Genomic DNA, 13,823 nt, shown 5'->3' with positions numbered 1-13,823 from the left:
GATAATGTGAAGAATATCACAAAACATGCTAGCATTGTGGAGCATGTTTTTTTGTTATGTAAAGAATAGTAGGAATGATATATATACCTCAATTAAAAAAACGATATGAAACCCCTCTTTTTAGGTGGGAGAGAGCATCTGGCTATGCATAGAAGCGGTCAGGTCCTTTTTTTTGCCACATGCGAAGTAAAAACAGAAAGAGCAAACGAGTGTAGGTTACTCTTTATTCTGCATAGCAGGGATGTAGATGTAGAAAAAGAACTTCATGTACCTGAAGATCAATCTTTAGAAGTGTTACGTAAAATGTCCATGGATGAATATAGAAAGCATGCTTTGCAAATACATGAATGGATGAAAGACGAAGTGGAATGGAAAACACACAATATACCATTAAAAATGGACATGGAATTTCAACGTATTTGGTCTGACAGGCTAGTAAATGCAACGGCAAAAGACTATATGAGTTTAATAGGAAAAATCAATAATAGAACTGAATTTCCAAAACCAATGCAAGATGAGATTGAGAAAATTTTCAAGGGGACTGTTGAAGAATAGCATATATGAACATGCAGGCCAGAAAGGCGGCTCAACAGCATTTGCATTAACAAAAAGCTTTTATGGTACAGATAAAGAAGGAAACAAGGTTGAATTTGTTTTCATGTCTAACGACTTAGATGATATGACGCTCAAAAAACTGACAAATAATATAGATTATTTCATTCAAGGCGTAGTAACGAGTGAAGAATTTAGGAAGAAGTTATAACTATATAATTTTATTATGTAAACAAAAGGTGTCTTTTGATAGAGCACCTTTTGTTTACTGTATAAGGAAAAGTGAAAGGAATTAATCGCTACTTAATTGAATCAAATTGGGTAGAAGTATTAATTGAAGAGATAATAAAGGGGGGCTTTTCATGACTCATATTTATTTTGTCCGTCATGCTCATTCTATTTATACATCAGAAGAAAGAGAACGTCCATTATCTGAAAAAGGACGGAATGATGCACAAACTGTGACAGATTTATTAAAAGGGGAAGAAATCGATGTTGTAATCTCTAGTCCATACAAACGAGCAATACAAACTGTTCAAGGAGTTGCAAATCACTTTGAATTGCCAGTACAAACGGAAGAAGATTTACGTGAGAGATTATTAAGTAAAGAACCAGTAGTAGATTTTGAGAAAGCGATTATGAAAATATGGGAGGATCCAGTTTTCTCTTTTGAAGGTGGAGAATCAAATGATATAGCACAAAAGCGTGGTGTCAGATGTATCCAAAATATATTAAAGCAATATAAAGAAAAAAATATTGTAATAGGAACCCATGGAAATATTATGGTGTTAATGATGAACTATTTTGATTCTAAATATGAATTTCACTTTTGGAAAACACTTAAAATGCCTGATATATATAAATGCACATTTAATGAGGAGAAATTAATTTCTGCTGTAAGGATAGAAATAGGTGATAAGAAACGACAAACAGGTCATCTAGTGAATAATTTGTAAAATTTTATCGAGAAAGCAGGAAAAAACAAAGTTGTTAAAGAAGTATGCTTTTGTACCATAAAAAAAATGTGTGTTAAAGGAGGCTGTTTACATGTTTGAAAAAGAGAAGCGGTTGGCGGATCAATCGGAAGGGCTTATTGAAGTTCATAATGTATACGAAATTGTCCCACCTGACGGAACAATTATTGGTATGGCAACGCCAGAAGAAATGGAAGTTGCTGCTGAACTAGAATTACAGCACTATGCCTATTCTCGTTTATTAGAAGCAAATATTCAGTTAGACGGTTCCTCCTACAAAGAGATACTTCAGGAGTTCCAAAGGTACGAAAGAAAGTCAATGGAATTTTGGCGCGCGTTACATAAACGTTTAGCTGTACCATGGGCATGGGTACTTCGTGTTGATGTTGCGAATGGTCCTATATATGTGAACAATGGGAATGCGTATTATGATGGTGATGAAGATGAGGAAGATTATGAATAGATGAAAAAGGAAAGCAGTGAAGACTGCTTTCTTTTTTTAGTGCGCTCAGCATGGGTGGAAGAGATTACATTTGAATATAAGAAATAGAAAATTAAACAATAAATAATGTATAGAAAATTGTATGTACGGTGAATATTTTTTGTTTCTATGTAAAAATATGACGATGTAAATATTCTGAAAATTATTGAGAAAATTATAAATCTTGTAAATTATATGTTGCACAAACGTTTAGCTGTACCATGGGCATAGGTACTTCGTGTTGATGTTGCGAATGGTCCTATATATGTGAACAATGAAAACACGTATTATGATGGTGATGAAGATGAGGAAGATTATGAATAGATGAAAAAGGAAAGCAGTGAAGACTGCTTTCCTTTTTTAGTGCGCTCAGCATGGACGGAATAGGTTACATTTGAATATAAGAAATAAAAAATTAAACAATAAATAATGTATAAAAATTGTATGTACGGTGAATATTTTTATATCTATATTCCTCGTTGTTATGTAAAATAATGTAAAAATATGACGATATAAATATTCTGAAAATTATTGAAAAAAAATGATAAATCCTGTAAATTAAATGTAAGATTTGCATGTTGAATTTTTAGTAAAGAACGACGTAACGCTGTAACGATGTGAAAGATAGATAATAGTAGTTTTTCTTTTTAGATTATATATATTCATATATTGCAATAATTATAGAAGAGAGGGATATTCGTGTTCGTTAAGAAAGCTACAGCCATTCGAAAACTCATTTCACATGTGCAGCCGCAATCGCAAGTTGCTGAACAATATCGGAATATCCGTACGAACATTCAATTCACTGCCATTGAAAGCGAGATGCATTCTATAGTTGTTACATCTTCCAACGCAGGGGAAGGAAAGACTACTACAACTGCAAATTTAGCTGTTGTATTTGGACAACAAGGTAAAAAAGTGTTATTAATTGGTGCTGATATGAGAAAGCCGGCGCTAGAGCAATTGTTTCAAACGAAAAGTGTACTTGGAGTAACGAACGTATTATCAGGTCAAGCTTCATTTAAGCAGTGTGTACAAGAGACCTACATTCCAAATGTATCTTTTATACCATCTGGTCCCATTCCACCAAACCCAGCCGAATTACTAAGTTGTGGTAAGATGAAAGAATTGATAGAGCAAGGTTACGCGGAGTACGATCTTATTTTAATTGATACACCCCCAGTACTCGCTGTAACAGATGCACAAATAGTAGCCAACTTATGTGATGGAATTATTTTAGTTGTACGTAGCGAAGTTACTGAAAAAGATAAAGTGGTTAAAGCGAAGCAGCTGTTAGATAAAACAACAGGAAAATTACTTGGCGTTGTTCTAAATGATAAAAAACAGGTAGACACTAAATACGGATACTACTAAAAGAATGTGTGAAATCTGTAAAAATACATCTTTTTTGTATATAAATTTATGAAGGTTGGAGGAATCTATGGAGGAAACGATTAGTTTAAAAGATTTATTTCATATTTTACGAAAACGCCTAGCAATGATTCTTTTAATTACACTAGGGATAGCTATCATCAGTGCGGTTATCAGCTTTTTCTTTATAACACCAATCTATCAATCTTCAACGCAAATTCTTGTTAACCAGAAGAAACAAGAAGGAGCGGCTTTGCACATGGATGAGGTACAAACAAACATTCAATTAACAAATACGTATAAGGTAATTATTAAAAGTCCGGTTATTTTAGATCAAGTGAAAGCCAAATTAAATTTAGATATGACAGTGCAAGATTTAACGAAGAAGATTGAGGTTGCTAATGAAAAAGATTCACAAGTCATTTCGGTTACGGTACAAGATAAAGATCCAAAGGTAGCACGTGATATTGCCAACACAATAGCAGAAGTATTTAAAGGTGAAGTTGTAAAAATTATGAGTGTAGATAACATAACAGTATTATCAAAGGCAGAGGTAGTGGGAAATCAACCTCCAATTAAACCACGTCCAGTGTTAAATGTTGTAATTGCATTTGTTATTGGTTTAGTGATGGCTATCTCTTTGGCATTCTTACTCGAGTACTTAGACAATACAGTAAAAAGAGAAGAAGATATTGAAATATTGATTGGCTTACCGGTATTAGGGATTGTAGCGCATATAGAAGAAGAAAAAGAATTGAAAATACATGCAAAATCAACGAAGAAAGATAGTGGATACACTATTAGCTCTTAACAATTAATAAGCAGTAGCATCAATAAATTGCTTACAGGAAAGATGGTATATCTTCAAGGAATATAGCAAATATAATATATTGATTTCACAATGATTGTGAATAGATACAGTACGAATGAAAGAAGTGTGTGGCACACGTACATTTCCCTTATCATTTAAAGTTGTAAACGAAATAATAGAAAGATTTGAATGCTTGACTAGGTTAAGAAGTTTGTCTTCATGGTGAGCTACTAACAGATTATGAAACAAATAACATCTTTACTTTAAATGAAACAACTAAATATGTATTCAAAGAATTCCTATCAAACCATGTATCAAAATATACAGAAAAAATATTGTATGAATTACGCATCGTTCATCCGGATTAATTTACTTAATTTTAAGAAGATTCTGTATTTTGTATACATATGGTGATGTCTCCTAACCACTATCAACGGAGGCACTCGGTTGTGTTGTGGGTAGAGTAAGACATGCTACCTTAGACGTGTGTCGTCGGAAGCATAGTGTGAGGGTGGGTTAGATGCCCGATACTATTTATAAAAACTTGAGCTATAGAGTTCTGCCTAAGGACATGTAGCTCAAGTCTTTGTTATACAACAATCCAGATTTACGTGTAATCGAGACGTAGGAGGAAGAGAAATTGACGTATAGAGGAAGATTATATTTACTCATCCTAATCGATTCGCTAATCGTTTTAGTCTCAGTGTATTTAAGTTATTGGTTTATACATCCAAACGTATTAACACAAGTCCCCATACCTTTAATTATTAGTTCATTTGTGTTGCTTTGTTGTCATCATATGTTCGCTTCTTATTACAAATTATATAAAAAAGCATGGGAATACGCAAGTATTGGAGAGTTAACGCAAATTATTAAAGCAGTTACTTTTTCAAATATCGTAACAGCAATTGTACAAGTAATTATTAATCAAGATGTTTATGTGCGTGTTATGGCAATTTCTTGGATGCTTCATATGTTATTGATTGGCGGTTCTCGGTTTGTATGGCGGATTTTTCGAGATACATATATTACAAGGAATAGTGATAAAAAACTTACACTAATTATAGGAGCAGGATCAGCGGGAACAGTGATTGTAAGACAATTACGTCAAAATAAGGAAGCAAAAGTACATCCAGTTGCTTTTGTGGATGATGATAAAAATAAACAAAAATTAGAAATATATAGTGTTCCAGTAGTAGGAACTACAGAAAATATTCAACAAATCGTTGATGAATATGGAATTGAACTTATTATTATTGCTATTCCTTCTCTAAGTAGAAAACAAGTAAATAAAATTTTTGAGAAATGTACGAAAACAAAGGTAAAAACACTGATTGTTCCTATGTTAGAAGATATTTTAGATGGAAAAGTTTCTGTCAATGAGTTTCGTGATGTACAGGTAGAGGACTTATTAGGTCGAGAACCTGTGAAACTAGATGATAGCGGTATTAGTGAAGAAATTACAGGGAAAACAATTTTAGTAACGGGTGCAGGTGGATCAATTGGCTCTGAAATTTGCCGCCAAGTAATGAAATATCAGCCAGCTAAAATTGTACTACTTGGGCATGGTGAGAATAGCATTTATACAATTGAAATGGAACTAAAAACGTTATATAAAGATGCAATTAAAATTATAACGGAAATTGCTGATATTCAAGATCGTAATAAAATGTTTGAAATCATGGAGATGTATAATCCATATATTGTATATCACGCGGCAGCTCATAAACATGTGCCACTTATGGAGCGTAATCCTAAAGAAGCTGTGAAAAATAATATTATTGGTACGAAAAATGTTGCAGAAGCAGCCGATACTTTTAAAGTGAACACGTTTGTAATGGTTTCTACTGATAAGGCGGTAAACCCGACTAGCGTGATGGGTGCAACTAAGCGAATTGCAGAAATGATTGTGCAATATATGGATACGGTAAGTGAAACGCGATTTGTTACAGTTCGTTTTGGTAATGTTTTAGGAAGTAGAGGGAGTGTCATTCCGTTATTTAAACAGCAAATTCAAAAAGGCGGCCCTGTTACAGTTACTCATCCTGATATGGTTCGTTATTTTATGACAATTCCTGAAGCTTCACGTTTAGTTATTCAAGCGGGTATGTTAGCTAAAGGTGGAGAAGTGTTTGTACTTGATATGGGTGAACCGGTTAAAATTGTCGATCTTGCGAAGAATTTAATAAAATTATCGGGGGTTCATGTAGATGATATTGGTATAGAGTTTACAGGTATGCGGCCAGGAGAAAAATTATTTGAAGAATTACTTAAAGAAGATGAGGTACAAGATCAACAAATATATCCAAAGATATATATAGGGAAGAAAAAGGATACTGATATGGATGTTATTATTAGATTAATAACAAGGTATTTGGAGTATGAAAACGATGTATTAAGAAGCATTATTTTAGATATAGCGCATGATCAATTGAGTAATGCTAATAAATTGTTATTAACAGTTTAAGAAGAGTTCTTATCCTGGGAGGTTATTTATATAAAAAGTAATGTCGTAATGCAAAAATCTTTAATGAAAAAATCCTTAATGCAAAACTTTTCTTGGAATTTAATTGGTAATATTGTGTATGCCGCAACACAGTGGGGAATTATAGTCGTTTTAGCTAAATTTAGTGGATCAGAAACAATTGGGTTGTATTCGTTAGCTTTAGCAGTTACGGCTCCTGTTTTTATGCTTGCAAATTTACAGTTACGACAAGTGCACATTACTGATATAAAAGAACCAAAACCTTTTGGTGTATATTTGGGGTTAAGGTGTGTATCAGCGGCTTTAGCTTGTGTATTCATTTTAATAATATGTTTCTTTAATAATTATAGTATTGCCACAACTACTATTATCCTATTAATTGCTATAGCTAAAGCGATAGAATCAATTAGTGATATGTTATTTGGAGTGTTTCAGAAGAATGAAGTAATGGATTTGATGTCAAAATCTTTAATTATAAAAGGTTCTTTGTCGTTGGTAATCCTATTAATGTCTTTATTAATATTTAATAACTTTGTGCTGTCTATATTAGTGAGTTTTGTTTTTACAAGAATATTTATGCTGTTTTTCTATGATTTAAAGTATGTAAATAAAATTGTAAGGGTGAAAATTGAATTTAAAAAAGAGAAATTATATTCTCTTGCTATTCAAAGTATGCCTTTAGGAATTGTTATGATGCTTATTTCACTAAATGAAAATATTCCACGTTATTTTTTAGAGCATTTTGTGGGAACTAAAGAGTTAGGGTATTTTGCTTCAATAGCTTATATCCCTTTCTCAGGTAATATTATTATTATGGCATTAGGACAAGCTGCTAGTCCTAAACTAGCACATTACTATTCGGAAAATAAAATTAGAAATTTTGTTAATATATTAATGAAATTTCTGTTAGTAGGATTAGCCTTACTGATTTTGGGTGTGATAATTACTAAATTGTTTGGACAAGAAATATTAAAAATGTTATATACGAATGACTTTGCACAGTATCATGAATTATTAGTGATTTTAATGATTTATTTTGGATTAGGTTATATTTCGTCATTTTTTGGGTTTGCACTAACGGCTATGCGTAACTTTAAGGTGCAACCATATTTATTAGGGGTTGTAGTTATAGCAAATATCATTTTTAGTGCTACTCTTATTCCTCAATATAAAGTGATGGGTGCAGCATATGCCATGATTATTGCTTCACTTGTGTATGTTTTGATAAGTGGATGGGCTTGTTATGTCACCCTAAGAAGGTAATATAAATTGACTATTTTATACTGAGGAGGAAAGCCGATTGAGTTCGAAAAGTAAACAAAGAATCTTATTCGTATTACCGAGTTTACAAGGCGGAGGCGCAGAAAAAGTAGTTCTAAATGTAATAAATAAAATAGATCGGAATAAATATCATCCAGTATTATTCTTATTTGTAAATGAAGGGGTTTATCTTAATAAATTACCGAGTTATTTAGAGGTGAACTATGCTTTAGAAGCTGGGAAAAGTTTTACTAAAAATTCATTTAAGGTTATTAATAAGTTAAAAAAGCAAGCTTTGCAATCAAGCTTGATAGTAAGCTCATTAGAATTAACAACTACATATTTTTCAATAATAGCAGGACTAATGGCAAAAAAACCAACTGTTGGTTGGATACATATAGATATTGCAGAATTTCATGTTTCAAAAAAATTTTCGCATAAAATTCTTTTGAAAATGCTGTATCCACATTTAAGGTCTGCTATTGCTGTATCTGAGGGGGTAGAAGAGGCGGTTATTAAAGTTATTCCCAAACTTAAGGGGAAGACGGAGGTTATTTATAATCCATTACCAGTAAAGGAAATAAGAGAATATGCAGAGGAACCAAATTCTTTTGTAGTTGATAGTCCTCTTATTATTGCTGCTGGAAGGTTAACATATCAAAAATCATTTGATTACCTTATTCGATGCCACGCCAGATTAATAAGTAAAGGTGTTAATCATAGATTAGTTATTTTAGGTGAAGGTGAAGAGAAAGTAAATCTTTTAAGGTTAATTAAAGAGTTAAATATGGAGAAATCTGTATTTTTAGCTGGTTTTCAAGATAATCCATATAGTTGGATAAAAAAAGCAGATATTTTCGTATTAAGTTCTAGATTTGAAGGGTTTGGTATGGTTATTGCAGAAGCAATGGCTCTAGGTATTCCTATTATTTCAACCGATTGTCCGAGTGGACCAGCAGAGATTTTAGAAGATGGTAAGTATGGGGTATTAGTAAAATCCCAAGATGAAAATTCGATGTGTATAGCCATAGAAAGTATGTTATTAGATAAGGGAAAAATAAAATTTTATCAGCACCAGAGTTTAGAGAGGATTAAAGAATTTAATGAAGATAATGTAATTCCTAAATTTGATTCGCTATTCGGAAAAATAATTAACTAGTGTGGAAGTATGAATGGGAGGGAAAGTATTGTTAGTGACAATAGGTTTACCCTTTTATAATTGTGGAAAAACTTTACAGGCTACTATAAAATCGATTTTTGCTCAAACACATCAAGAGTGGGAACTTGTATTAATAGATGATGGTTCTTTAGATGAATCATTGAAAATAGCTCAATCGATTAAGGATTCTAGAGTGAAAGTATATCATGATGGAGAAAATAGAGGTTTATCGTATAGATTGAATCAGATTGCCTCATTAGCAAAAGGTGACTACATTGTTAGAATGGATGCAGATGATATTATGCATCCAGATAGAATCAAAAAGCAATTGGATTATCTTCAAAGTAATCCGGATATTGATTTGGTTGGTACATGTGCTTATATCATTAATGAGAATAATAATATAATTGGAAAAAGAAAAAAGATAGATTGTAACATTGAGCCCCCTATAGTACTGGCTAAAGGCTTATTTATTCATCCTACCGTGATGGGGAAAAGGGCGTGGTTTCGTTCTAATCCCTATTCTGAAGAATACTTAAGAGCTGAAGATCATGAGATATGGGTAAGAACCATTGAGACTTCAAATTTTTTTATAATGGAAGAATCTCTTTTGTTTTATAGAGAAAATAGTCAAATCAACTTAAAGAATTATAGATTAAGCTGTAAGACTGATAGGAAAATATTTAAGGATTATGGACCAAAATTGGTTGGAGACTTGAAAACATTAGAGCTGGTTGCGAAATCTTATGCTAAAGAGTTCATATATTCATTATGTTATTTAATTAAAAGAGAAGATATTTTAATTGCCAGAAGAAACAATTTAATGGAACCGGAAGAAGAAATTAAAGCAAACAATATCTTGAAAGAGTGTTTAAATTACCGAATCTAAAAATTTTAGCTGTAGACTATTAAATAACATGTAGGTGATTTATTTGCTAGCCTTTTTTGATTGTTTTATTTTTATATGGTGTGTCTCATATTTGGTAATTCGAATTGTATATCTGAAAAAACAAAAACAAATTTTTAGTATGTTAGATTGGTCAAATATAGGCATTTTTATTTTTTTTATTTTTCCATATTTTCTAGGAAGAATGGGGATATTTGAGTTTAAATACAATCCTTCTAATGAGGAGGTAGTATACCAGGGGATAGGTTTAGTTTTTTTATTTGTGATTTTTACATATATAGGATATTATTCTTCGCGAGTTGTTACTAAAAAAATAGCAAATAGCGTTTCGAGAATTCGATTTAATTTAAATTTTTTGAAAAAAGTAATAATAATTGGGGTTTTTTTAGCCCTTTTTCTTATAGTAAATATACTGAACTCAATTGGTTTGTCTAATATGGATAATAATTATATTTTGAGAGAAAAACTCAGTTCATTTGGTCCATTAGTTATATTGTTACAAATACCATTGGGTGTATCGGTTTATTTTTGGGGTGAATTAATAAAACATAAGACAAAAGTAAATCTATTAAATGCAGTATTTTTCATGATTTGTGCTACGGTTATTGCATTTATACGTGGACAAAGGACAGACTTAATACTGATTTTTTTGTTACCACTAATTGTTCTATATGCATATAAAAACACTTTAAAGCCACTGATTTTAGGGATTACATGTGCTTTTTTCTTTGCTATCTTATATGCAACTATTTTTAAAAGTAGCTATCAACTTGAAGGTGTGACGACTTTTAGTGATGGTATTGCTACTTTTCTTAATGGAGATATTGACAGGAATTGGACACTATGGTTAACGTTAGAAAATACAGATTTCATTTCGAGTAATATATTGCCGTATTATGGCTCGGGGTATATATATACTTTCTTTGCTTATATTCCACGTTTTCTAGCTCCTTTTAAAGGATACTCAACAGAGAGTTGGTTTACTTTCTTACTAGCATCTAATGTGGGTGATAATGCTGGGGCAGTTAGTATATCTGATTTATCATGGGGGTATGCTTTTGGAGGTATTGTGGAAGGAATTTTGAATTTTGGAATAGTGGGAATACTTTTCGTGGGCTATTTTTATGGGATTGCGATTCGAATGTTAAATACAATAGTAGAAAACAAAGTAGATTTGTATGCTGTTTCATCAATTATATGCATTGACTTAGCTGCATATGGGGCATTTACTATTTTAATTATTCAGGTTCCAATATTAATTACAGTTTTGATATTAAATCATAGCTATAAAAAGAAACAATATTTTGAGTTAAGGAGTTAGTTATGAAGAAGGTATTGATAGTAACGACAATTAGTACTACTGTTACAGCATTTTTAATACCACATATCAAATTGCTTGAAAATATGGGATTTCAAGTTGAAATTGCTACAAAGATTATAGGTGATGAAAGAAAATTTAGAAGTATATTGAAGGGGTATGAAGTTTATAACCTTCCGTTTAGTCGAAGTGTGAAAAGTCTTGAGAATGTAAAGGCATATAAGCAAATGAAAAAATTAATTTCAGAAACAGATTATAACTTCATTCATGTGCATACCCCCATAGCCTCTTTTCTTACAAGGTTAGCTAGTAAGAAAAATACAAAAGTAATTTATACAGCACATGGTTTCCATTTTAATGAAAATGGTTCATTTGTCACAAATACAGTATTCAAATTAGCAGAAAAGATAGGAGCTTTAAAAACAGATAAATTAATCGTTATTAATAAGGATGACTATAAATCTGGAGGAGAGATTATTTCCCCTACTAAGCTTAGGTATATAAAAGGGGTAGGGGTAGATATGCATCAGTATAATCTACAAGTAATAGATCTTGAAGCTAAATTAAAACTTAAGAAAGAATTAGGAATAAAAGAAGATTCGAAAATTATTACACATATTGCTGAATTTAATGATAATAAACGACAGTTAGATATAGTACTTGCTGCTAAGGAGCTAATTAAAAAGTATGGAGACAAATTTGTAGTGTTATTAGTGGGAACGGGTAAAATGCTTGGTGACATAAAAAATAAAATTAAAGAATTAGGTTTAGATCATAATGTTAAATGTTTAGGTTTTAGAAATGATGTAAATCAGATATTAAGTATTACTAATGTAGGTTTGTTAGTGTCTTTAAGAGAAGGACTACCTAAATCTGTAATGGAAATGATGGCAATGAAGGTACCTGTTGTATTGACAAATATTAGAGGGAATCGAGATTTAGTGGAAAATTCTAAAAATGGTTTTCTTGTAGATGTTAAGTCGCCACAACAGATAGCCGAATGCTGTTATAGTATATTAACCAATTCGAAGTTAGCAGAGAATTTTAAAGAAAGTAGTTATAAGAAAATGTTAGAGGAATATTCATTAGAGAAGATTTTACACGAACTAAAACAAGTTTATAGTGACATGCAATAGGAGAGAAGAGTACCAGTTACATGGATACTCTTTTTTGCATGCAAAAATTAAAGATTTTTTTAAATATAATATAGAATGGAATATTATATCCAGAAAATCGAATTGGAGGATCAAAATGTTTAAAGTTGTATCTACAAAGTCCGAATGGGATGAGAGTATTTCTTATTTTGATAATCTTGATATATATTATTCAAAAGAGTATATTGACTTGTTTGCGTTACAAGAGAATGGCAGGGGGGAAGCACTATTTTACGAGGATAACGATTGTAAGATTTTTTATCCGTATATAGTTAGAAAGATTCCTTTTGAAAATTATGATTACCAAGACATTGTGACTGCATATGGGTATGGTGGACCGTATCTGATAGGGAATAAAGAAAAGATAAAGAACTTTTATAAGTTGTTTGCAGAATATTGTAAAGATAGAAATATTGTAACCGAGACAATTCGATGTCATCCATTATTAAGTAATCATACGTATTTAGAAGAAGTGATGGACATTCGTTATATTAGAAAAACGACGGCTGTAAATTTGAGTAATAGTTATGAAGAGATATTTGATCATTATACATCCAGCAATAAGAGAAATATAAAAAAAGCTTTTAAGAATGGAATTGTGGTCGAGAAGGCTACTATATCTAAAGAGAACATTGATATATTTGCAAGTTTATATAAAGAGACGATGGATCGGAATCATGCTAAAGAAATATATTACTTTGACATGGATTATTTTTATAATCAAGTGAATGAAACGTCTCTTTATGAATGCTACTTGTTGTTTGCTAAATATGAGAATCAAATTATCGCAGGTTTGATGGTACTACTGGGAAAGAAATCTCAATTTGCACACTATCATTTAGGGGCATCGAAAACGGATTGTTTGCATTTAAGACCAAATAATATTTTGTTTGATTATATGGTAAAGTTTTGTCTAGGAAAAGGCGCTAAGTTCCTTCATTTAGGAGGAGGTTATAGCGAAAATGATGGTTTATTTAAATTTAAAAATTCATTTACTGATAATAATCACTATGGATATTATGTAGGCAGCAAAATTTATGATGAAGCTTTATATGATAATCTGTGTGATGTGGCAGCGAAATTAGGTTCTTTAAATGAGGAGTTTTTCCCATTATATAGAAGTGTTTTATGATACGATTTTTATTTAAAAAATGAGAGAGTATAGTGCTTATTCATAAAAACTTTCCTTTTTCTCTAAGTATGAGCCGAAACGAACAAAAATCCGTTAACTAATCTAATCTTAGGGGCAGAATAAGTGGTATGTCAACACGAAACTAGACAATTTTTTTAAGGTGTTCCTGTCTGTACTGAACAGGGCTCAAATAGCCTAGCGTTCCATGGATTCTAACAT

General features: G+C 31.6%; 11 protein-coding genes and 2 pseudogenes. All 13 read left to right on the top strand.

Going from position 1 to position 13,823, the window contains the following annotated elements; translation table 11 throughout:
- Positions 1–249 precede the first annotated feature (249 nt).
- Positions 250–763 (top strand): annotated as a pseudogene (locus ACIQ7L_RS02805) (serine hydrolase); the annotation flags it as partial.
- A gap of 151 nt (positions 764–914) precedes the next feature.
- Positions 915–1,508 (top strand): histidine phosphatase family protein, encoded by a 594-nt coding sequence (locus ACIQ7L_RS02800; protein WP_400566372.1) that lies wholly within the window; start codon positions 915–917, stop codon positions 1,506–1,508.
- A 91-nt stretch (positions 1,509–1,599) separates the two neighbouring features.
- Positions 1,600–1,989, top strand: coding sequence for a hypothetical protein (locus ACIQ7L_RS02795; protein WP_400566369.1), 390 nt, complete (start codon positions 1,600–1,602; stop codon positions 1,987–1,989).
- A gap of 717 nt (positions 1,990–2,706) precedes the next feature.
- The gene (locus ACIQ7L_RS02790; RefSeq protein WP_400566367.1) at positions 2,707–3,381 is read left to right on the top strand and encodes a CpsD/CapB family tyrosine-protein kinase; all 675 of its coding nucleotides are present in this window, start codon (positions 2,707–2,709) and stop codon (positions 3,379–3,381) included.
- Between the two features lie 67 nt (positions 3,382–3,448).
- A complete protein-coding gene (locus ACIQ7L_RS02785) occupies positions 3,449–4,189 on the top strand; it encodes a YveK family protein (RefSeq protein WP_400566364.1) in 741 nt (246 codons plus the stop codon).
- A 206-nt stretch (positions 4,190–4,395) separates the two neighbouring features.
- Positions 4,396–4,554 (top strand): annotated as a pseudogene (locus ACIQ7L_RS02780) (tyrosine protein phosphatase); the annotation flags it as partial.
- A gap of 275 nt (positions 4,555–4,829) precedes the next feature.
- A complete protein-coding gene (locus tag ACIQ7L_RS02775) occupies positions 4,830–6,656 on the top strand; it encodes a polysaccharide biosynthesis protein (protein WP_400566361.1) in 1,827 nt (608 codons plus the stop codon).
- 48 nt (positions 6,657–6,704) lie between these two features.
- Complete coding sequence (locus tag ACIQ7L_RS02770) at positions 6,705–7,937, top strand: oligosaccharide flippase family protein (RefSeq protein ID WP_400566359.1); 1,233 nt, start codon at positions 6,705–6,707, stop codon at positions 7,935–7,937.
- A gap of 37 nt (positions 7,938–7,974) precedes the next feature.
- Entirely contained in the window at positions 7,975–9,093 is a 1,119-nt protein-coding gene (locus ACIQ7L_RS02765; RefSeq protein WP_400566356.1) for a glycosyltransferase, read from the top strand.
- A 34-nt stretch (positions 9,094–9,127) separates the two neighbouring features.
- Positions 9,128–9,982, top strand: a complete 855-nt coding sequence (locus ACIQ7L_RS02760) for a glycosyltransferase family 2 protein (protein ID WP_400567131.1) — start codon at positions 9,128–9,130, stop codon at positions 9,980–9,982.
- A gap of 34 nt (positions 9,983–10,016) precedes the next feature.
- Positions 10,017–11,321, top strand: coding sequence for an O-antigen polysaccharide polymerase Wzy (gene wzy / locus ACIQ7L_RS02755; protein WP_400566354.1), 1,305 nt, complete (start codon positions 10,017–10,019; stop codon positions 11,319–11,321).
- 2 nt (positions 11,322–11,323) lie between these two features.
- Positions 11,324–12,454: a glycosyltransferase gene (locus tag ACIQ7L_RS02750; RefSeq protein ID WP_400566351.1), complete on the top strand. Its 1,131-nt coding sequence runs from the start codon at positions 11,324–11,326 to the stop codon at positions 12,452–12,454.
- Between the two features lie 115 nt (positions 12,455–12,569).
- On the top strand, positions 12,570–13,604 hold the full coding sequence (locus tag ACIQ7L_RS02745; RefSeq protein WP_400566348.1) for a lipid II:glycine glycyltransferase FemX: 1,035 nt from the start codon (positions 12,570–12,572) through the stop codon (positions 13,602–13,604).
- The last annotated feature ends 219 nt before the right edge of the window (positions 13,605–13,823 follow it).

The organism is Bacillus sp. NPDC094106, assembly GCF_044764345.1.
GTDB lineage: Bacteria > Bacillota > Bacilli > Bacillales > Bacillaceae_G > Bacillus_A.
The sequence above is the reverse complement of the archived record's forward strand: the minus strand, read 5'-3'. Positions and strand labels throughout refer to the sequence as shown.